Annotated in this window: 19 protein-coding genes; 11 read left to right on the top strand and 8 right to left on the bottom strand. The window is 61.6% G+C overall.

What is annotated here, in order from left to right:
- The first annotated feature begins 1 nt into the window (after window position 1).
- The gene (gene choX, locus PS14A_RS25990) at window positions 2-922 is read left to right on the top strand and encodes a choline ABC transporter substrate-binding protein (RefSeq protein WP_212617543.1); all 921 of its coding nucleotides are present in this window, start codon (window positions 2-4) and stop codon (window positions 920-922) included.
- 254 nt (window positions 923-1,176) lie between these two features.
- Window positions 1,177-2,745, top strand: a complete 1,569-nt coding sequence (locus tag PS14A_RS25985) for a SulP family inorganic anion transporter (RefSeq protein WP_212617542.1) — start codon at window positions 1,177-1,179, stop codon at window positions 2,743-2,745.
- A gap of 75 nt (window positions 2,746-2,820) precedes the next feature.
- Here PS14A_RS25985 and aroE read toward each other — a convergent pair whose 3' ends face one another.
- Window positions 2,821-3,642, bottom strand: a complete 822-nt coding sequence (aroE, locus tag PS14A_RS25980) for a shikimate dehydrogenase (RefSeq protein WP_212617541.1) — start codon at window positions 3,640-3,642, stop codon at window positions 2,821-2,823.
- A gap of 9 nt (window positions 3,643-3,651) precedes the next feature.
- Window positions 3,652-4,566, bottom strand: a complete 915-nt coding sequence (gene hemF, locus PS14A_RS25975) for an oxygen-dependent coproporphyrinogen oxidase (protein WP_071173933.1) — start codon at window positions 4,564-4,566, stop codon at window positions 3,652-3,654.
- Window positions 4,567-4,716: 150 nt separating this feature from the next.
- Between hemF and PS14A_RS25970 the strand changes: the two genes are divergently transcribed.
- Window positions 4,717-5,694: a quinone oxidoreductase gene (locus tag PS14A_RS25970; RefSeq protein WP_212617540.1), complete on the top strand. Its 978-nt coding sequence runs from the start codon at window positions 4,717-4,719 to the stop codon at window positions 5,692-5,694.
- A gap of 179 nt (window positions 5,695-5,873) precedes the next feature.
- On the opposite strand, the gene PS14A_RS25965 is transcribed toward PS14A_RS25970, so the two are convergent.
- The 4 genes from PS14A_RS25965 to PS14A_RS25950 all read right to left on the bottom strand — a co-directional run bounded on the left by PS14A_RS25965 (window position 5,874) and on the right by PS14A_RS25950 (window position 9,625).
- A complete protein-coding gene (locus PS14A_RS25965) occupies window positions 5,874-6,641 on the bottom strand; it encodes a hypothetical protein (RefSeq protein WP_241662912.1) in 768 nt (255 codons plus the stop codon).
- A gap of 163 nt (window positions 6,642-6,804) precedes the next feature.
- Window positions 6,805-7,362, bottom strand: coding sequence for an L-threonylcarbamoyladenylate synthase (locus PS14A_RS25960; RefSeq protein ID WP_137214509.1), 558 nt, complete (start codon window positions 7,360-7,362; stop codon window positions 6,805-6,807).
- Window positions 7,363-7,417: 55 nt separating this feature from the next.
- Window positions 7,418-8,515, bottom strand: coding sequence for a DNA-processing protein DprA (gene dprA / locus PS14A_RS25955; protein WP_212617539.1), 1,098 nt, complete (start codon window positions 8,513-8,515; stop codon window positions 7,418-7,420).
- Window positions 8,516-8,599: 84 nt separating this feature from the next.
- The gene (locus PS14A_RS25950) at window positions 8,600-9,625 is read right to left on the bottom strand and encodes a LysM domain-containing protein (RefSeq protein ID WP_133335465.1); all 1,026 of its coding nucleotides are present in this window, start codon (window positions 9,623-9,625) and stop codon (window positions 8,600-8,602) included.
- A gap of 159 nt (window positions 9,626-9,784) precedes the next feature.
- Here PS14A_RS25950 and def point away from each other — a divergent pair, with 159 nt between their 5' ends.
- The 5 genes from def (at window position 9,785) to PS14A_RS25925 (ending at window position 14,477) form a co-directional block, all read left to right on the top strand.
- Window positions 9,785-10,291: a peptide deformylase gene (gene def, locus PS14A_RS25945; RefSeq protein ID WP_095182315.1), complete on the top strand. Its 507-nt coding sequence runs from the start codon at window positions 9,785-9,787 to the stop codon at window positions 10,289-10,291.
- Window positions 10,292-10,348: 57 nt separating this feature from the next.
- Window positions 10,349-11,308, top strand: coding sequence for a methionyl-tRNA formyltransferase (gene fmt / locus PS14A_RS25940; protein WP_212617538.1), 960 nt, complete (start codon window positions 10,349-10,351; stop codon window positions 11,306-11,308).
- Complete coding sequence (gene rsmB / locus PS14A_RS25935) at window positions 11,305-12,615, top strand: 16S rRNA (cytosine(967)-C(5))-methyltransferase RsmB (RefSeq protein WP_130911435.1); 1,311 nt, start codon at window positions 11,305-11,307, stop codon at window positions 12,613-12,615. The genes fmt and rsmB overlap by 4 nt, the downstream gene beginning before the upstream one ends.
- Before the next feature lie 21 nt (window positions 12,616-12,636).
- The gene (gene trkA / locus PS14A_RS25930) at window positions 12,637-14,013 is read left to right on the top strand and encodes a Trk system potassium transporter TrkA (protein ID WP_016772381.1); all 1,377 of its coding nucleotides are present in this window, start codon (window positions 12,637-12,639) and stop codon (window positions 14,011-14,013) included.
- A 149-nt stretch (window positions 14,014-14,162) separates the two neighbouring features.
- A complete protein-coding gene (locus PS14A_RS25925) occupies window positions 14,163-14,477 on the top strand; it encodes a tetratricopeptide repeat protein (protein ID WP_212617537.1) in 315 nt (104 codons plus the stop codon).
- A 51-nt stretch (window positions 14,478-14,528) separates the two neighbouring features.
- Here the strand turns inward: PS14A_RS25925 and PS14A_RS25920 are convergent, their stop codons facing one another.
- Window positions 14,529-15,416: a lysophospholipid acyltransferase gene (locus PS14A_RS25920; RefSeq protein ID WP_024014955.1), complete on the bottom strand. Its 888-nt coding sequence runs from the start codon at window positions 15,414-15,416 to the stop codon at window positions 14,529-14,531.
- A 41-nt stretch (window positions 15,417-15,457) separates the two neighbouring features.
- On the bottom strand, window positions 15,458-16,015 hold the full coding sequence (gene tag / locus PS14A_RS25915) for a DNA-3-methyladenine glycosylase I (RefSeq protein ID WP_212617536.1): 558 nt from the start codon (window positions 16,013-16,015) through the stop codon (window positions 15,458-15,460).
- A gap of 81 nt (window positions 16,016-16,096) precedes the next feature.
- On the opposite strand from tag, the gene glyQ reads away from it, so the two are divergent.
- From glyQ to gmhB, 3 genes are read left to right on the top strand one after another with little or no spacing between them, the layout of a single operon-like run.
- Window positions 16,097-17,050 carry a glycine--tRNA ligase subunit alpha gene (glyQ, locus tag PS14A_RS25910; protein ID WP_003187265.1) on the top strand — a complete coding sequence of 318 codons (954 nt, stop codon included), beginning with the start codon at window positions 16,097-16,099 and terminating at the stop codon, window positions 17,048-17,050.
- Entirely contained in the window at window positions 17,047-19,101 is a 2,055-nt protein-coding gene (glyS, locus tag PS14A_RS25905) for a glycine--tRNA ligase subunit beta (RefSeq protein ID WP_212617535.1), read from the top strand. The genes glyQ and glyS overlap by 4 nt, the downstream gene beginning before the upstream one ends.
- Window positions 19,102-19,105: 4 nt before the next feature.
- The gene (gene gmhB / locus PS14A_RS25900; RefSeq protein ID WP_164488352.1) at window positions 19,106-19,645 is read left to right on the top strand and encodes a D-glycero-beta-D-manno-heptose 1,7-bisphosphate 7-phosphatase; all 540 of its coding nucleotides are present in this window, start codon (window positions 19,106-19,108) and stop codon (window positions 19,643-19,645) included.
- Window positions 19,646-19,648 lie beyond the last annotated feature (3 nt).

The raw sequence follows: 19,648 nt of genomic DNA, 5'->3' as shown, positions 1-19,648 counted from the left end.
CATGCGCAAGTTATCCACAGCTGTCACCGTTGGCCTGATCGCATTGAGCAGCGCCTCGGCTTTCGCCGAGCAAAGTTGCGAAATCGTGAAAATGGCCGATCCGGGCTGGAGCGACATCGCCGCGACCAATGCCATCACCGGATTTCTGCTCGACGGCATGGGCTACAAGGCCAAGGTCGACACCCTTGCGGTGCCGATCACCTTTGGCGGATTGAAGGATGGTCAGGTTGACGTGTTTCTCGGCAACTGGATGCCGGCGCAGCAGGGCTTCTACGACAAGTTCGTCGCCACCGGTGATGTGACGCAACTGGCGAAAAATCTCGAAGGCACCGAATTCACCCTCGCCGTCCCCGACTATGTCTGGGAGGCGGGTGTGCATGATTTTACCGACCTGAACAAATTCGCCGACAAGTTCGACAAGAAGATCTACGGCATCGGATCAGGCGCGCCGGCGAACATTTCGTTGCAGGAAATCATCAAGAAGAACGACTTCAACATGGGTCAGTGGAAGCTGATCGAGTCCAGCGAACAGGCGATGCTCGCCGAAGTGTCGCGGGCGGTGAAGAAACAGAAATTCGTCACATTCCTCGGCTGGACCCCACACCCGATGAACGTGCAGCTGAAAATGCGTTACCTCAAGGGCGGCGAAAAATACTTCGGCGACACCGGCAACGTCTTCACTCTGACCCGCAAGGGCTACGCCGAGGCCTGCCCGAATGTGGGCAAGTTGCTGACCAATCTGGCGTTCACCCAGGACATGGAGAACAGCATCATGGCCGAGGTGGTGAACAAGAAAATCAGCAATGCCGAAGCAGCGAAGGCATGGATCAAGGCGAATCCGGCGGTGCTGGACAAGTGGCTGGATGGGGTGAAGACCGTGGATGGCAAGGATGCGTTGGTGGCGGTGAAGGCCAAGCTTTGATCTCAGGGTTGCTGGAATAGCGTTCGGCTGGAGATTTTTGCCCCCTCACCCCAGCCCTCTCCCCCAAGGGGCGAGGGGGAAAGGGAGCCGATCGCTGTTGAATCAAAACTTGCGTTCAACGCCGAAATCGCAGGTCGGTGAATCTTCAACAAACAGCTCGGTCAGTCCCCTCTCCCTCACGGAGAGGGCTAGGGTGAGGGCTTTTACACCTGACACCCTGATAACCTTGAACAAAACCCCAACCGCGAGGACCCATGGCCTTCCCCAGCCGTCATTCACTGTTCCCCTTTCTCTCCTGGCTGCCACGGCAAACCCGCGCCAGCGTCGGACGGGACCTGATCGTCGGCCTCAGCGGTGCAATTCTCGCCTTGCCCCAGTCGATTGCCTACGCACTGATTGCCGGTTTGCCACCGGAATACGGCCTGTATGCGGCGATCATTCCGGTATTGATCGCCTGCCTGTGGGGTTCGTCGTGGCATCTGATCTGCGGCCCGACAGCGGCGATTTCCATCGTGCTGTACGCCAGCGTCAGCCCGCTCGCCGTGCCTGCGTCTGAGGACTACATCACCCTGATCCTGCTGCTGACGTTCCTCGCCGGGATTTTCCAGTGGTTGCTCGGCTTGCTGCGCTTTGGCGCACTGGTGAATTTCGTTTCGCATTCGGTGGTGCTCGGCTTCACCCTCGGTGCTGCGGTGGTCATCGCCATCGGGCAGTTGCCCAACTTGCTCGGCCTGGAGTTGCCGGCCAACACCACGGCGCTCGCCAGCCTGATGGATCTGCTGCGACATCTGGGGGCTGTGGATAAACCTTCGCTGATCCTTGGCGTCGCCACGGTAATCGTCGGTGTGGCCCTGAAAAAACTCCTGCCGCGCTGGCCGACGCTGTTGCTCACGCTGGTGCTGGCCAGTCTGCTGGTGTGGATCTGGCCGGCGATGTTTGGTCACGTGCATCTGGTCAGCGCTTTCGTCGGGCGCCTGCCGCCCCTGAGCGCCTTGCCGCTGGATCCGGAGTTGATCCTGCGCCTGCTGCCGAGCGCCGTGGCGGTGGGCATGCTCGGGCTGGTGACCAGTCTGTCGATCGCCCGTTCGATATCGGCGCGCTCGCAACAGTTGCTCGACGCCAATCAGGAAGTCCGCGCACAGGGTCTGTCGAATATTGTCGGTGCGTTCTTTTCCGGGTCGCTGTCCGCCGGATCGTTTACCCGCTCGGGATTGAGTTATGAGGCGGGTGCCTGCTCGCCGCTGGCCGGGGTATTTTCGGCAATCTGGGTGGCGCTGTTCGCGGTGTTCGGCGCGGGGCTGATCGCGCACATTCCCATCCCCGCCATGGCAGGCAGCATCCTGTTGATCGCCTGGGGTCTGGTCGATCACCGGGGCATTCGCGCTTTGCTGCGGGTCAGCCGCGCCGAGTTCGTGGTGATGGCCCTGACCTGCCTCGCGACCTTGCTGCTGGAATTGCAGACGGCGATCTACGCCGGAGTGCTGGCGTCGCTGTTTTTCTACCTCAAGCGCACCTCGCAACCACGGGTGCAGCATTGGCGCGACGGTGACGACGATGTGCTGCGGGTGGGCGGTTCGATCTTTTTCGGCGCCAGCCATTACCTGCAAGTGCGCCTGCAACGCCTGCATGGCGCGCGGGTGGTGATTGAGGCACAGCAGATCAACTTCATCGATTATTCAGGGGTAGAGATGCTGCATCAGGAAGCGCGGCGCCTGCTGGCCCAGGGTCGCAGCCTGACCTTGCGCCGGGCGCGGCCGCCGGTGGTGGAGGAGTTGAGGAAGCTGGAGGGGGCGGAGAAGTGCCCAATCAGGTTTGAGGATTGAGCTGATATCGGTGGTGATGCGATTTGCGAGCAGGCTCGCTCCCACATTGATCGCATTTCAATGTGGGAGCAACGCTTAAAGGGCCAGTTGGCGGCGCAGCTCGGCGAGTACCGGCGCGGTATCCGGGCGTATGCCGCGCCACAGGTAGAACGCTTCGGCCGCCTGTTCGGCGAGCATGCCCAGACCATCCATCGCCAGCGCCGCGCCGTGCTCAGTGGCCCAGCGGCAGAACGCGGTCGGTTCCTTGCCGTACATCATGTCGTAGCACAGGGTCTGGCCCGGCTCGATCAGGCTTGGCGCAATCGGCGGCACGTCACCGGTCAGGCTGGCGGAGGTGGCGTTGATGATCACGTCCACCGGCTCGCGCAGCCAGTCGAAACCACTGGCCGACACCGGCCCGAGATCGCAGAACAACTCGGCCAGCAGTTCAGCCTTGTCCACGGTGCGATTGGCGATGATCACCGAGGCCGGTCTCTCTGCCAGCAACGGCTCCAGCGCACCGCGCACCGCGCCGCCGGCGCCGAGCAAAAGGATGCGCTTGCCGGTCAGGCTGAACCCGGCATTCACCGTCAGATCACGCACCAGGCCGGCGCCATCGGTGTTGTCGCCGAGCAGCGAACCGTCGTCCAGTTTGCTCAAGGTGTTCACCGCACCAGCGCGCTGCGCGCGGGCGGTCAGGCTGTTGGCCAGCCGGTAAGCGTCTTCCTTGAACGGCACTGTCACGTTGGCGCCGCGGCCTTCGCGAAAGAATGCCGTGGCGCAGCCGGTAAAATCATCCAGCGGCGCGAGCAGCGTGCTGTAGTCGAGGCGTTGGCCGGTCTGTTCGGCGAACAACTGGTGAATCATCGGCGACTTGCTGTGGCCGATCGGGTTACCAAAAACAACGTAACGATCCATCACCCGTCCTCAGGCCTCGGCCAGCCAGTCGCGATCCTGCAGGAAGTACTCGGTCAGGCGCGCTTCTGCGCTGCCCGGCTCGGCCTTCCAGTCATAACCCCAGCGCACTTGCGGCGGCAGCGACATCAGAATCGATTCGGTACGGCCACCCGACTGCAAGCCGAACAGCGTGCCACGGTCGTAAACCAGGTTGAATTCGACGTAGCGGCCACGGCGGAATTCCTGGAATTCGCGTTGCTGTGCGGTGAAGGCGTCGTTCTTGCGCCGTTGCACGATCGGCAGGTAGGCCTCGATATAGGCATCGCCGATGGCGCGCATGAAGGCGAAGCTGGTGTCGAAATCCCACTCGTTCAGATCATCGAAGAACAGACCGCCAATGCCGCGCGGCTCATGGCGATGCTTGATGTGGAAGTAGGTGTCGCACCAGGCCTTGTAGCGCGGATAGACGTCCGCACCGAACGGCGCACAGGCTTGCTCGGCGACGCGGTGCCAATGAATGCAGTCTTCTTCAACGCCGTAGTAAGGGGTCAGGTCGAAACCTCCGCCGAACCACCAGACCGGTTCTTCGCCTTCTTTTTCAGCAATGAAAAAACGCACGTTGGCGTGGGAGGTCGGCACATGCGGGTTGTGCGGATGAATCACCAGCGACACGCCGAGCGCCTCGAAGCCACGCCCGGCCAGTTCCGGCCGATGGGCGCTGGCCGAGGGCGGCAGGCCGCTGCCGAACACGTGGGAAAAATTGACGCCGCCCTTTTCGATCAGCGTACCGTTTTCCAGCACGCGGGTGCGCCCGCCACCGCCCGCCGGCCGGGTCCAGGCGTCTTCGACGAAGCATTTGCCGCCGTCTTCGGTTTCCAGTGCAGCGCAGATGCGGTCTTGCAGATCGAGCAGATAGGCCTTTACGGCGTCGGTGCGGGTCGTCATGGCTTCACCTTGAATCGGGCGGCGCCCGGGCAGGCGGGCGGCGCAAATGGGCGCGTAGCATACCATCGCAGACCGGCGCGCCGCAGTTGACGAAGATCAAGCAGGGGAGTTGGATAGAGGGCTTAGCAACGACCCAAGGAGAGCAGGCAGATGGTAAAGCGTATCCAGTTCCGCGCCCACGGCGGTCCCGAAGTGCTCGAATATGTTGACTACGAACCCGCTGCGCCCGGGCCGAATCAGGTGCGCGTGGCCAACCAGGCGATCGGCCTGAATTTCATCGACACCTATTACCGCAGCGGCCTCTACGCGCCACCGGCGTTGCCGTCCGGCCTGGGTTCGGAAGGCGCCGGCACGGTCGAAGCGGTGGGCAGCGACGTCACCCGGTTCAAGGTTGGCGATCGCGTGGCATACGGCAGCGGCCCGCTCGGCGCCTACAGCCAGTTGCATGTGCTGCCGCAGGACAATCTGGTGCACCTGCCCGATGAAATCAGTTTCGAAACCGCCGCCGGGGTCATGCTCAAGGGCCTGACCGTGCAATACCTGCTGCGCCAGACCTACCAACTGCAGGGCGGCGAAACCATTCTGTTCCACGCCGCAGCCGGTGGCGTCGGCTCGCTGGCCTGCCAATGGACCAAAGCGCTGGGCGTGAAGCTGATCGGCACCGTCAGCTCGAAGGAAAAAGCAGAACTGGCCAAGGCGAACGGCGCCTGGGCGACCATCGACTACAGCCATGAAAACGTTGCCGAGCGCGTGCTGGCGCTGACTGACGGCAAGAAAGTCCCGGTGGTGTATGACGGCGTCGGCAAGGACACTTGGCTCACATCCCTGGACAGCGTCGCACCACGGGGCCTGGTCGTGAGTTTCGGCAATGCTTCGGGCGCGGTAGATGGCGTCAATCTGGGCATTCTCGCCGCCAAGGGTTCGCTCTACGTCACCCGGCCTACGCTGGCGACCTACGCCAACAACGCCGAGAACCTGCAGCGCATGGCCGACGAGCTGTTCGAGATGATCATCAGTGGCAAACTGAAGGTCGACATCAGCCAGCGCCATGCACTGGCGGATGCGGCGAAAGCACAAACCGAACTGTCGGCACGGCGCACGACCGGTTCCACAATTCTGCTGCCATAACGCCTCAAGTTGATACTCGGCGAACTCTTCCATGAGTTCGCCGAGGTTCTTGTGGCTATATCAAGTACATCTTGCGGTGAAGTTTCTTCGCCGCAGGCCTGCGACCGGCAAACTTCCTGCGCAACTTCTTCGATTCATATACGAGCCATTTCTCAGCCCACTCTTCAATCACTGGCGGATCAATACTGACGGTTAAAAACATCACGATACTCCGGCTGATGCGCGTTCATGTTTACCGGCTGATCCAGGGCCATGAGGATTTGTCGCCACTCGGCAGACAACAGCCAATAATCGCCACGGGCACGTTGCTCGATATGCATTGCCTGCGAAGCGATCGGGGTCAGGCCGAAGCGCTGATACAGTTGCCGCTGTGGCGATCTGCACAAGGCCGTCACTCCCTGATATCCACGATCAATCGCCCATTCCGCAGCGGTGGCAAGCAGACCATTGACCGACACCGGCCGGTGCTGCTGGGAATGGGTGATCAGGCGGCTGAACTCGACGTGGCGCGCCAATGCCACAGTGGGAGACACATGATGCTGCGCCAGTGAAGCCCATTCGAAGGGCGCCGGGGTTGCCCGCAGCACCGCAATAAGCTGATCACGCTGATACAACAGAAAGTGCGTGCTGCGCGAGGTGATCGCCAAGCGGGTTTCCAGCGCCCGGGCTCTGGAGGTGAGCATGTAATGCTGCAATCGCAGGCGAAACTGCCGATTGATGAAGCGTTCAAATTCCCCGGCATCCGATCCTGCCTCAAGAATGGCCACACGATAGTCGGCCTGTTGATTCTTGAGTGTCTCCTGAAAGCCCTGCAGATAATCCTTGAGGTGTAAATCCGTAATATCCATTACTTCTCCGCAGCCATTAATATTTCGAAGTTGCTTCAAGCACATTGAAAGAATGGATGCTTTTGGAAATCTCGCCACTGCACGCGTTCTGATAATCACGTGTGAAAACTTACAGATATTTCAGACTCAAAGATTCGTCTGACGCATGCAAGAACAATTGCAACAGACAGGCTTTAAACAGCTGCAGAAATAATTGCAGGCATGCGCAAAACTCCTCGCCGATACCGCCGAGGAGTGCGCACAAAACACAAAAGAATTGGTGTCAGTCAGGACGAATGACGTCACCGCTCGCCAGGTCGCGGATCACGCTGGGGTTCTTGCGCCCGCCAAGGCTGCCGCCAAGCACCAGGTCGACCTGACCACGAAAATACTGCTCGATGCGCAAACGCGTGCGCGCCGGCGGTCGCCCCTGAGGGTTGGCCGATGTCGAAATCAGCGGCCCGACCAGCGAGCACAGGTCGCGCACCTGCGGGTGATCGCTGACCCGCAGCGCCACGGTGTCATGCACGCCTGTGACCCATTCCGGTAACAGATTCTGGTGCGGCACCAGCCAGGTGTTCGGCCCCGGCCAGGTACTGGCCATGCGGTCGATCCAGTCCTGCGGGAAGTCCTCGAAGAGGAAATCGAACTGACGGATGTTGTCGGCGACCAGGATCAGCCCCTTGCTCACCGAGCGATTCTTGATCGCCAGCAAGCGGTCCACTGCGTCTTCGTTCCACGGGTCGCAACCCAGCCCCCAAACGGCTTCGGTTGGATAGGCAATCACCGCGCCGGCGCGAACTTCACGCGCGGCTTGTTGCACACGCCAACTGTTGACCATGAAAAAACTCTCCACAAACAGGTTTCGCGCAGTTTACCGATCTTCATCGTAAAACCTAGCTCGACCGCGCCAGCCAGCGACCGTTTTCGCATAGCGCACGGCCTTCGATTTCCAGCTCGGTCAACGTTGCCAGCACTTTCGGCAACGCCCAGCCACAGCTCGCGGCCAAGGCCTCGCTGGTGTGCGGCGCCGCGTGCAGCAGCGCCAGCAACGGGTGATCGGCCTGCGCCGCCGCTGTGGATAACAACGGCTGCTGCCAGCCGCGCAGGGCTTCGAGGATGTGTTCGATAGTCTCCACCAGCACCGCCCCGTCGCGAATCAACTGGTGACAACCGCGCGCGCCGGGGTGATGGATCGAGCCCGGAATGGCATAAACCTCGCGGCCCTGTTCGGCTGCCAGCCGCGCGGTGATCAACGAACCGCTGGCAACGCTGGCCTCGACCACCAGCACGCCGAGGGACAACCCGCTGATGATGCGGTTGCGCCGGGGGAAGTTGCTCGGGCTCGGCCCGGCGTCCAGCGGAAACTCGGAAAGCACCGCGCTTCCTGAGGCAATCATTGCCTCAGCCAGGCGTTTATTGCGTTGTGGATAAAAATTTTCCAGGCCCGTGCCGAGCACACCCACGGTCAAGCCGCCAACATCCAGAGCAGCCTGATGGGCAGCGGCATCGATGCCCAGCGCCAGACCACTGTTGATGACAAAACCGGCCCCGGCCAGACTGCGGGAAAACGCCGCCGCCGTATCCATGCCCGGGCGCGAAGCGCGGCGGCTGCCGACCATCGCCAGTTGCGGTTTTTCCAGAATCGAAGGATCGCCGGCAACAAACAACAGCGGCGGCGGATCGGCAATTTGCGCCAGCAACGCTGGGTAATCCGCTTGATCCCACATCAGCAAATGTTGATCGGGACGCTCTAGCCAGCGCATTGCGTGGCTGGCGCCGTCGCGCACCGTCGGACAACGCCGTGCTTCGGCACAGGCCGCCGGCAACCCGAGTGAGCGCCAGGCACTGGCCGGCGCGCTGAGGGCTTTGGACGCCGAGCCGAAGGCTTCGAGCAACTTGGCAAAACGCTTGGGACCGATATCCGGCATGCGGTGCAGGCGCAGACGCGCTTCCAGTTCCGCCGGGGAAATGGCCGTACTGACAGACAACATGAATGGATCATCCTTGATCGTTCTATGCTCCGAACCATTCGGAACAAGTTGTGGATAACTCTGTTGGTAACTTGTTAAGCAAGCTTACGGATTTCGCACCTTGTCGAGCACCGCCAGCGAGCGTGAAGCATTGAGGACCAGGCCGTAACTGAGTTTGTCGTAGGTGCGGAACACCATCAGCAGGCCGGCGCGTTCATCGGGAATCTTCAGCGGCTGGCCGGTGATCCGGTCACGCACGGTTTCGCCGGTTTTCATCACCGCAAGTACGTTCCCCTCGGCCAGACCGTCGCGTTTGCCCTTGTTCAGGGTGACCACATCCATCACACCGATCTGCGTGACGCCGCGCGGCACGTCGATGATCACGCCGTCGATGGAACGCTTCGGCGCGCTGGGCATGAACGTCGAATTGATCGAACGTTCTTCACCGCCGAACAAGCGGTCACCGAGCCGTACCTCCTGAGTGGTGCGCTGCAGGGCGAGGGTGGCGACGTCGCCTTCGGTGGCAACAACCTCGCCGCCGCCGATATCGTCGGCGTTGATGCCGAGGAATTCCTTGGTCTGCGGGTCGGTGTAGACCTTGCCCTGGCGGAAGATGCCGTACACCGGTTGCTCAGGATCGAAATGGCCGCGGGCGAAAATGCGATCACCGGTACCGCTGAGCACCCGTTCGGCATCGCCGGCGACGATGTAAGGCGCCTTGTCGAAGTCTTCGGCCTTGTCGACGATGCGGTTGCTCAGCAGAAAGCTGTTGATCGATTTCAGCGGAATGCTCGGAATCGCCTCGGCCACCGGGCTGGTGCGAATCCGTGGCGAGAGCTTGATCGTGCCGCGCGACTCGCCACGATGGACGGTCAGTTGCGGCTGGCCGTTGACGTAGCTGAGGGTCAGCGTGTCGCCGGGATAGATCAGATTGGGGTTTTCGATCTGCGGGTTGGCCCGCCACAATTGTGGCCATTGCCACGGCTCGCGCAGGTATTTGCCGGAAATGTCCCAGAGCGTGTCCCCGGAAACCACCGTGTATTGCTGTGGAAAACCATCCCTGAGTTGCACTTGCCCTTGTGCGGCGCCGGCCGAAGCCAGAAGCAGCAGGGCGAGTAGTGTTTTCCTCATGCAGTGAATCCCTTTATCATGTGCATTCGCGTGAATCGTCAGAGCCCCCGTGGCTCGCTTCTGTTTTTCAGAAGCTACGCTTCACAACGGTAGCCTGCATCTTCGGACCCGCCAGGCCATCGACCCGACTTTACTCAACGTGTGCAGCAATCGAAGCCTATGGCCATTTTAAACATCCTCGAATTTCCGGACCCGCGTCTGCGCACTATCGCCAAACCAGTGGCTGTAGTGGACGACGAAGTGCGTCAGTTGGTCGACGACATGTTTGAAACAATGTATGAAGCGCCGGGCATCGGCCTCGCCGCGACCCAGGTCAACGTGCACAAACGTATCGTCGTGATGGACCTGTCCGAAGACCGTACCGAGCCACGGGTGTTCATCAACCCCGAGTTCGAATCGCTGACCGACGAGATGGACCAGTATCAGGAAGGCTGCCTCTCGGTACCGGGTTTCTACGAAAACGTCGACCGCCCGCAGAAGGTCAAAATCAAGGCGCTGGACCGCGACGGCAAACCCTATGAGCTGATCGCCGAAGGTCTGCTCGCGGTGTGCATCCAGCACGAATGCGACCACCTCAACGGCAAATTGTTCGTCGATTACCTGTCCACGCTCAAACGCGACCGGATCAAGAAGAAGCTGGAAAAGCTGCACCGCCAGAACGCTTGATGCCCCTCTTCAAAGGCTTGCTGCGGCAAGCCTTTTTCTTTTTATGAGACGCCTTTCATGACTGAGCCACTGCGCATTGTTTTTGCCGGCACCCCGGAATTCGCCGCCGAACACCTCAAGGCCCTGCTGAGCAGCCCGTACGAGATCGTCGCGGTCTACACCCAGCCGGATCGCCCCGCCGGCCGTGGGCAAAAACTGATGCCGAGCCCGGTCAAACAACTCGCCCTGGAAAATAATATCCAGGTGTTGCAGCCGCCGACCTTGCGCAATGCCGAGGCTCAGGCAGAGCTGGCCGCGCTGAAGCCGGATCTGATGGTGGTGGTCGCCTACGGTCTGATCCTGCCGCAAGCGGTGCTGGATATTCCGCGTCTGGGCTGCATCAACAGCCATGCGTCGTTGCTGCCGCGCTGGCGCGGTGCGGCGCCGATCCAGCGCGCGGTCGAACACGGCGATGCCGAAAGCGGCGTGACCGTGATGCGCATGGAAGCCGGGCTGGATACCGGGCCGATGCTGCTCAAGGTCGTCACCCCGATCAGCGCCGATGACACTGGCGGCACCCTGCATGATCGCCTCGCCCAGATGGGGCCGCCCGCTGTGGTGCAGGCGATTGCCGGTTTGGCTGCCGGCACCCTGCAAGGTGAGGTGCAGAATGACGAACTCGCAACCTACGCACACAAACTCAACAAAGACGAAGCACGCATCGACTGGAACCGTCCGGCGCTGGAGCTGGAACGTCTGGTCCGCGCCTTCAATCCATGGCCGATCACCCACAGCACACTCAATGGCGAAGCGTTGAAAGTGCTGGCCGCGACAGTGGCCGAAGGCAATGGCGCCCCAGGTGAAATCCTCAGCGCCAGCAAGGACGGGCTGATCGTCGCCTGCGGTGCCCAAGCGCTGTGCCTGACCCGCCTGCAATTGCCCGGCGGCAAGGCGCTGAACTTCAGCGACCTGTTCAACAGCCGCCGCGAGAAATTCGCCGTCGGCAGCGTGCTCGGCGCTGCGGTGGACGCGCAATGAATCCGCGTCTGGCCGCCGCCAAGGCCCTCGCAGCCGTACTCAGCGGCAAGGCTTCGCTGAACAGCTCCCTGCCGACGCAACTGGACAAGGTCGAGGATCGCGATCGCGGTTTCACTCAGGACCTGGCCTTCGGCACCGCACGCTGGCAGCCACGTCTTTCGGCGCTGGCAGAAAAGCTCCTGCAGAAACCGTTCAAAGCCGCCGACGCCGATGTCGAGGCGTTGCTGCTGGTCGGTCTGTATCAACTGCTCTACACCCGCGTCCCGGCCCACGCCGCCATCGGCGAAACCGTCGGTTGCGCCGACAAGCTGAAAAAGCCCTGGGCCAAAGGTCTGCTCAACGCCGTGCTGCGCAATGCCCAGCGCGAAAGCGAGACGATCTTCGCTGAGCTGGAACGCGACCCGGTGGTGCGCACGGCTCACCCGCGCTGGCTGCAAAAATCCCTGAAGGCCTTCTGGCCCGAGCAGTGGGAAGCGATCTGCGCAGCGAACAACGCGCATCCGCCGATGATCCTGCGGGTCAACCGTCGCCATCACAGCCGCGATGCTTATCTTGCGTTGCTGGGCGAAGCCGGGATCGCCGCGACGCCGTGCGTTTACAGCCGCGACGGCATCGTCCTCGAAGCCGCTGCCGACGTGCGCAGCCTGCCGGGTTTCGCCGAAGGCTGGATCAGCGTGCAGGACGAAGCCGCGCAACTGGCTGCCGACCTGCTTGATCTGGCGCCGGGGCAGCGGGTGCTCGACGCCTGCTGCGCCCCCGGCGGCAAGACCTGCCACATCCTCGAAGCCGAGCCGGCGCTGGCCGGGGTGGTGGCGGTGGATCTTGAAGCCAAACGTCTGGTGCGCGTGAAGGAAAACCTTGAGCGCCTCGGCCTCAACGCTGAGTTGATCGCCGCCGACGGTCGCGATATCGATAAATGGTGGGATGGCAAACCGTTCCAGCGCATCCTGCTCGATGCGCCATGTTCGGCCACGGGGGTGATCCGCCGCCATCCGGATATCAAGCTGACCCGCCAGCCCGACGACATCGTCGCGCTCGCGCAACTGCAAGGCGAACTGCTTGATGCGATGTGGAAAGCCCTCGAGGTCGGCGGCATCCTGCTCTACGCCACCTGCTCGACGCTGCCGACCGAGAACACCGAAGTCATCGCTGCGTTTCTCGAACGCACCCCCGGCGCGCGGGAACTCGATCTGGCCACCGCGGCCGGCATCAAGCAGCCCCATGGTCGCCAGTTGCTGGCCCAGCAGGGCGGGCATGACGGCTTCTACTACGCCAAGCTGATCAAGATCGCCGCCGCGCGCGGCTAAACGGATTCATGGAGTGACTGGATGAAAATCATCATCCTCGGTGCAGGACAGGTCGGCGGTTCGCTGGCCGAACATCTGGCCAGCGAGGCCAACGACATCACTGTGGTCGACACCGATGGCGAGCGCCTGCGCGACCTCGGCGACCGCCTCGACATCCGCACCGTGCAGGGCCGGGGCTCGCTGCCGTCGGTGCTGCGTCAGGCCGGTGCCGACGACGCCGACATGCTGGTCGCGGTGACCAACAGCGACGAAACCAACATGGTCGCCTGCCAGGTCGCCCACACGCTGTTCCACACGCCGACCAAAATCGCCCGGGTGCGCGAAGCGTCGTACCTCAATCGCGAGGAACAGCTGTTCCAGAACGAAGCGATTCCGGTCGACGTGCTGATCAGCCCCGAGCAGGTCGTGACCAATTACATCAAGCGCCTGATCCAGCACCCCGGCGCGTTGCAGGTGATCGACTTCGCCGAAGGCGCGGCGCAACTGGTAGCGGTGCGCGCCTACTACGGCGGGCCGCTGGTGGGCCAGCAACTGCGCCAGTTGCGCGAGCACATGCCGAACGTCGAAACCCGCGTCGCGGCGATCTTCCGCCGTGATCGGCCGATCCTGCCCCAGGGCGACACGGTGATCGAGGCCGATGACGAGGTGTTCTTCATCGCCGCCCGTGAGGACATTCGCGCGGTGATGAGCGAAATGCGCCGCCTCGACGAAACCTACAAACGCATTGTCATCGCCGGCGGCGGGCAGATCGGCGAGCGTCTGGCCGAGGCCATCGAAAGCCGTTATCAGGTGAAGATCATCGAGATGAGCCCGGCGCGTTGCCGCTACCTCTCCGACACCCTCGACAGTACCGTAGTGTTGCAGGGCAGTGCCTCGGACCGCGATCTGCTGCTGGAAGAGAACATCGCCGACGCCGATATCTTCCTCGCCCTGACCAACGATGACGAAGCCAACATCATGTCGTCGCTGCTGGCCAAACGGCTGGGGGCGAAGAAGGTCATGACGATCATCAACAACCCGGCCTATGTCGATCTGATCCAGGGCGGCGACATCGATATCGCCATCAGCCCGCAACTGGCGACCATCGGCACCTTGCTCGCCCACGTGCGTCGCGGCGATATCGTCAGCGTGCACTCACTGCGGCGCGGCGCGGCGGAAGCGATCGAGGCGATTGCCCACGGTGATGCGAAATCCAGCAAGGTGATCGGCAAGCCAATAGAAAAGATCGGCCTGCCGCCTGGCACCACCATCGGCGCGGTGATCCGAAATGAGAAAGTGATCATCGCTCACGACGACACGGTGATCGAAGCGGGCGACCACGTGATTCTGTTCCTTGTGGATAAAAAGCATATTCGCGATGTGGAGAAGCTGTTTCATGTGGGGTTGAGCTTTTTCTGACCTGAAAACAACGTTGCCCGTAATTGCCCCTTCGCGAGCAGGCTCGCTCCCACAGTGGAATGCATTCCAACTGTGGGAGCGAGCCTGCTCGCGAAAGCGGTCTGACAGACTCGCAGGTTCTCTGACGAACAATAGAAAGGAATCCGCCAATGCTCGAATCCCTGGAAAAAATGCTCGCCAAGGGTGTGGATAACGCTCTGCTGCGCTTCGGTCTGGGCAAGGGTTATCTGGACTTGGGTGACAACGCCAAGGCTGCCGAGCATTTTCAGCGTTGTGTCGCGTTCGATCCGAAATACTCGGCGGCGTGGAAGCTGCTGGGCAAGGCGCAGCTGGCGTTAGGCGATCACGCCGCTGCGCGTCAGGCCTGGGTAAAGGGCCTGGAAGCGGCCCGCGCTCATGGGGACAAACAGGCCGAGAAGGAGATGACAGTGTTTCTGAGGAGGCTCGAGCGGCAGACGCCTTGAGCTACAGATAGCGCAAAGCGTCTGCATTTACCGTCACCACATGGAGGCGGCTCAGTACCAGCGCGCCTCGCCCGGCGGACGCTTCTTGAAGCGTTTCATGCTCCACATGTACTGGCTCGGATACGCCGCAACATAACGTTCCACTACCTTGCTCATCGCCGCGCAGGACTCTGCGGTATCGGTGCTGTACATCGCTTCGGGCGCGGCTTCGAGAATGACTTTGTAGCCCGAGCCGTCAGGCAGGCGCAGGGCATGCAGGAACACACCGACCGCTTTGCCGCCGGCCAGCATGTTCGGCACGAATTTGCTGGTCAGCGCCTGAGTGGCGAAGAACGGCACGAAAATCCCGGCGGATTCGGCCGGTTCCGGGTCGGCGGGGATGCCCACAGCACCGCCCTTACGCACTTCCTTGATGACGCTGAGAATGCCTTCCTTGGTCGACGCTGCGACCTTGTTGCCCAGCTGCACGCGCTGTTTGCGCAGCAATTCATCCACTGCCTTGAGCTTCGGCGGACGGTAGAAAATGATCGGTTTGCACTGGCTGCAATAGAAGTGGTTGAGCACTTCCCAGTTGCCGAGGTGGCTGGTGATGCCGACCACGCCTTTGCCCGAGGCCAGCGCGTCTTTCAACACATCAAGGCCTTCGACTTCACGGACCAGATCGATCGAGCGCTGCGCCGGCCAGATCCACGCGCAGGCGCTTTCGGTCAGCGACTTGCCGATGTCCTTCAGACTCTGCCCGACCAGGCGCTCACGTTCGGCCGCATCCATCTGTGGAAAACACTTGGCGAGGTTGATCCGCACCACGTCGCGGGAACGGTTGGGGGTTTTCCACATGATCCAGCCGATCGCCGAACCCACGGCCTGCACGGCTCGCCATGGCAGCAGGGCAAACAGCCGCAGAGCGCCTACCAGCAAGGCTCCTTTAAACTTTTCCACAGGTCACTCCTGATCTTTGTGCTGTGCGCGAGGCGGGCATTCTAACCGGCGTTGGCGAGCTGCGCGTAGCGGTCGCAATCCCGGGTGTGGTCCATGACCATGCCCGAGGCCTGCATCAGCGCGTAGCAAATGGTCGGACCGACGAAGGTGAAGCCGGCTTTTTTCAGCGCCTTGCTCATCGCCAGCGCTTCTGGGGTGATCGCCGGGACTTCGCTGCGATCCTTGAAATGATTGATGATCGGTTGCTCGCCAACAAACGACCAGAGCAACGCCACCGGATCTTCCAGCGCCAGCCACGCCTGAGCATTGCGCCGCGCAGCATTGAGTTTCAGGCGATTGCGGATGATGCCCGGGTCGAGCATGAGCTCGTCGATTTCGGCATCGCTCATCTGCGCGACGCGCTGCACGTCGAAGCCGAACAGCACCTGGCGATAGCGCTCACGTTTGCGCAACACCGTGATCCACGACAGCCCGGCCTGGAACCCTTCGAGCAAAAGCAACTCGAACAAACCCTGCGCATCGCGCAGCGGCGTGCCCCACTCCTGATCGTGATAAGCCATGTACAGCGGATCTTCGGTACACCAAAAGCAGCGTGGCATAAGGCTCCAGGGGGCGTGCGCAGCAACGAATCGGGTATACTCCCGCTCTTTAAATCGCAGCCCAAGAAACAGGTGAATTTCGTGAGCCAGCCTACGCCAGCCGTGCGTACCTTCCAAGACTTGATCCTCGCGCTCCAGCAATACTGGGCCGAGCAAGGTTGTGTGGTACTTCAGCCCTACGATATGGAAGTAGGCGCCGGCACTTTCCACACCGCGACCTTCCTGCGCGCCATCGGCCCGGAAACCTGGAACGCCGCTTACGTGCAGCCAAGCCGCCGTCCGACTGACGGCCGTTACGGCGAAAACCCGAACCGTCTGCAGCACTACTATCAGTTCCAGGTAGTCCTGAAGCCGAACCCGGACAATTTTCAGGAGCTGTACCTGGGCTCGCTCAAGCATGTCGGCCTTGACCCGCTGGTGCACGACATCCGCTTCGTCGAAGACAACTGGGAATCGCCGACCCTCGGCGCCTGGGGTCTGGGCTGGGAAGTCTGGCTCAACGGCATGGAAGTCACCCAGTTCACCTACTTCCAGCAAGCGGGCGGCATCGAGTGCTACCCGGTGACCGGCGAGATCACCTACGGTCTCGAGCGTCTGGCGATGTACCTGCAAGGCGTCGATTCGGTCTACGACCTGGTCTGGGCTGACGGCCCGTTCGGCAAAGTCACCTACGGCGACGTGTTCCACCAGAACGAAGTGGAGCAGTCCACCTACAACTTCGAACACGCCAACGTCGACAAACTGTTCGAGCTGTTCGACTTCTATGAAAGCGAAGCCAAGCGCCTGATCGAACTCGACCAGCCGCTGCCGTTGCCGAGCTACGAAATGGTGTTGAAGGCGTCGCACACCTTCAACCTGCTGGATGCGCGCCGGGCGATCTCGGTGACTGCGCGTCAGCAATACATTCTGCGCGTGCGCACCCTGGCGCGTTCCGTTGCGCAAGCCTACCTGCTGGCACGCGCCAAGCTGGGCTTCCCGATGGCGACCCCGGATCTGCGTGACGAAGTACTGGCCAAGCTGGAGGCTGCACAATGAGTGCGCAAGATTTTCTGGTTGAACTGGGCACCGAAGAACTGCCACCCAAAGCCCTGAACACTTTGGCTGATGCGTTCCTCGCCGGTATCGACAAGGGCCTGCAAGCCGCCGGCCTGAGCTACGAAAGCAAAACCGTTTATGCCGCGCCACGTCGTCTGGCCGTGCTGATCACTGCGCTGGCCACTCAGCAGCCGGATCGCAGCATCAACCTCGATGGCCCGCCACGTCAGGCCGCGTTCGACGCTGATGGCAATCCGACTCAGGCCGCCCTGGGCTTCGCCAAGAAGTGCGGCGTCGAGCTAAGCGAAATCGACCAGAGCGGTCCGAAACTGCGCTACAGCCAGAACATCGCCGGCAAGCCGACCGCGAGCCTGCTGCCGACCATCGTCGAAGACTCGCTGAACGACCTGCCGATTCCGAAACGCATGCGTTGGGGGGCACGCAAGGAAGAATTCGTGCGTCCGACCCAGTGGCTGGTGATGCTGCTCGGTGACCAGGTCATCGACTGCACGATCCTCGCGCAGAAGGCTGGCCGTGATTCCCGTGGTCACCGTTTCCACCATCCGCAAGCCGTACGCATCGGTTCGCCGTCGAGCTACCTCGCCGACCTGCGTGCCGCGTACGTATTGGCCGATGCCAACGAGCGTCGCGAGATCATCAGCAAGCGCACCGAAGAACTGGCCACGCGTCAGGAAGGCACGGCGATTGTGCCGCCGGCGCTGCTTGACGAAGTGACCGCGCTGGTCGAATGGCCGGTGCCGCTGGTGTGCTCGTTCGAGGAACGCTTCCTCGACGTGCCGCAGGAAGCGCTGATCACCACCATGCAGGATAACCAGAAGTACTTTTGCCTGCTGGATGCCGACGGCAAGTTGCTGCCACGTTTCATTACCGTGGCCAACATCGAAAGCAAAGACCCGCAGCAGATCATCGCCGGTAACGAGAAAGTGGTGCGCCCACGCCTGACCGACGCCGAGTTCTTCTTCAAGCAGGACAAGAAGCAGAAGCTCGAAGAGTTCAACCTGCGCCTGCAGAACGTGGTGTTCCAGGAAAAACTCGGCAGCGTCTACGACAAGGCCGAGCGCGTATCGAAACTGGCCGCGTACATCGCCGCACGCATCGGCGGCAACGCCTCGTGGGCAGCCCGCGCAGGCCTGCTGTCGAAGTGCGACCTGGCCACCGAAATGGTCGGCGAGTTCCCGGAGATGCAAGGTGTCGCCGGTTACTACTACGCCCTCAATGACGGCGAGCCACAGGATGTCGCGCTGGCACTGAACGAGCAGTACATGCCACGCGGTGCCGGTGCCGAATTGCCAGCGACCCTGACCGGTGCAGCCGTCGCCATCGCCGACAAGCTCGACACTCTGGTCGGCATCTTCGGTATCGGCATGCTGCCAACCGGCAGCAAAGACCCGTATGCCCTGCGCCGTGCGGCACTGGGCGTGCTGCGTATCCTGATCGAGAAACAACTGGATCTGGACCTGAACGACGCCGTGGCTTTCGCGGTGAATGCGTTCGGCGGCAAGGTCAAGGCTGCCGGTCTCAACGAAGCCGTGCTGGAATTTATCTTCGACCGCCTGCGTGCGCGTTATGAAGACGAAGGCGTCGACGTCGCCACTTACCTGTCGGTCCGTGCCCTCAAGCCGGGCTCGGCGCTGGACTTCGACCAGCGTGTGCAGGCGGTGCAGGCCTTCCGCAAACTGCCGGAAGCGGCAGCGCTGGCGGCGGTGAACAAGCGTGTGTCGAACCTGTTGAGCAAAGTCGAAGGCTCGGTACCGACCGTGGTCGAGGCCAAGTATTTCGACAACGCCAACGAGTTCTCGCTGTATTCGGCAATCCAGCAAGCGGATCAAGCGGTGCAGCCAATGGCCGCGGCGCGTCAGTACAACGAATCGCTGGCGCGCCTGGCGGCCCTGCGCGAGCCGGTCGATGCGTTTTTCGACGCAGTGATGGTCAATGCCGACGATGCCAATGTGCGGGCCAACCGTTACGCGCTGCTGGCGCGTCTGCGTGGGCTGTTCCTCGGTGTTGCCGACATTTCGCTGCTGGGTTGAGGGATTGCTGTTGAAACTGCTGATTCTCGATCGTGACGGCGTGATCAATTACGACTCCGATGCCTACATCAAGTCGGTGGAGGAGTGGATTCCGCTGCCCGGCTCGATCGAAGCGATTGCGCAGTTGAGCAAGGCCGGCTGGACGGTGGCGGTGGCCACCAACCAGTCGGGCATTGCTCGCGGCTATTACGACCTCGCCACCCTCGAGGCCATGCACGCGCGCCTGCGCGAGCTGGTCGCGGAGCAGGGCGGTGAAGTTGGCTTGATCGTGTATTGCCCGCATGGCCCGGATGAGGGTTGCGATTGCCGCAAACCGAAACCAGGAATGTTGAAAACCATTGCCGAGCATTACACGGTGCCGTTGACCAACGTCTGGTTCGTCGGCGACAGCCTTGGTGACCTGGAGGCCGCCAAAGCCGTCGATTCACAGCCAGTTTTGGTGAAGACCGGGAAAGGCGAGAAGACTCAGGGCAAAACCCTGCCGGTTGGCACTCTGATTTTTGACGATCTGGCGGCGATTGCCGCAGAACTTATCCACAACTAGAGT

The sequence above is a fragment of the Pseudomonas sp. 14A genome (genome assembly GCF_018132745.1).
In the GTDB taxonomy this organism is placed as follows: domain Bacteria; phylum Pseudomonadota; class Gammaproteobacteria; order Pseudomonadales; family Pseudomonadaceae; genus Aquipseudomonas; species Aquipseudomonas mercuritolerans.
Note: the sequence above shows the minus strand (reverse complement) of the source record. Positions and strands in the feature narration are given on the sequence as shown.

What these genes read in the sequence shown, in the direction of transcription:
- choX (WP_212617543.1), top strand. Translation starts at nt 2, where the DNA reads ATGCGCAAGTTATCCACAGCTGTCACCGTTGGCCTGATCGCATTGAGC.
- PS14A_RS25985 (WP_212617542.1), top strand. Translation starts at nt 1,177, where the DNA reads ATGGCCTTCCCCAGCCGTCATTCACTGTTCCCCTTTCTCTCCTGGCTG.
- aroE (WP_212617541.1), bottom strand. Translation starts at nt 3,642, where the DNA reads ATGGATCGTTACGTTGTTTTTGGTAACCCGATCGGCCACAGCAAGTCG.
- hemF (WP_071173933.1), bottom strand. Translation starts at nt 4,566, where the DNA reads ATGACGACCCGCACCGACGCCGTAAAGGCCTATCTGCTCGATCTGCAA.
- PS14A_RS25970 (WP_212617540.1), top strand. Translation starts at nt 4,717, where the DNA reads ATGGTAAAGCGTATCCAGTTCCGCGCCCACGGCGGTCCCGAAGTGCTC.
- PS14A_RS25960 (WP_137214509.1), bottom strand. Translation starts at nt 7,362, where the DNA reads ATGGTCAACAGTTGGCGTGTGCAACAAGCCGCGCGTGAAGTTCGCGCC.
- dprA (WP_212617539.1), bottom strand. Translation starts at nt 8,515, where the DNA reads ATGTTGTCTGTCAGTACGGCCATTTCCCCGGCGGAACTGGAAGCGCGT.
- PS14A_RS25950 (WP_133335465.1), bottom strand. Translation starts at nt 9,625, where the DNA reads ATGAGGAAAACACTACTCGCCCTGCTGCTTCTGGCTTCGGCCGGCGCC.
- def (WP_095182315.1), top strand. Translation starts at nt 9,785, where the DNA reads ATGGCCATTTTAAACATCCTCGAATTTCCGGACCCGCGTCTGCGCACT.
- fmt (WP_212617538.1), top strand. Translation starts at nt 10,349, where the DNA reads ATGACTGAGCCACTGCGCATTGTTTTTGCCGGCACCCCGGAATTCGCC.
- rsmB (WP_130911435.1), top strand. Translation starts at nt 11,305, where the DNA reads ATGAATCCGCGTCTGGCCGCCGCCAAGGCCCTCGCAGCCGTACTCAGC.
- trkA (WP_016772381.1), top strand. Translation starts at nt 12,637, where the DNA reads ATGAAAATCATCATCCTCGGTGCAGGACAGGTCGGCGGTTCGCTGGCC.
- PS14A_RS25925 (WP_212617537.1), top strand. Translation starts at nt 14,163, where the DNA reads ATGCTCGAATCCCTGGAAAAAATGCTCGCCAAGGGTGTGGATAACGCT.
- tag (WP_212617536.1), bottom strand. Translation starts at nt 16,015, where the DNA reads ATGCCACGCTGCTTTTGGTGTACCGAAGATCCGCTGTACATGGCTTAT.
- glyS (WP_212617535.1), top strand. Translation starts at nt 17,047, where the DNA reads ATGAGTGCGCAAGATTTTCTGGTTGAACTGGGCACCGAAGAACTGCCA.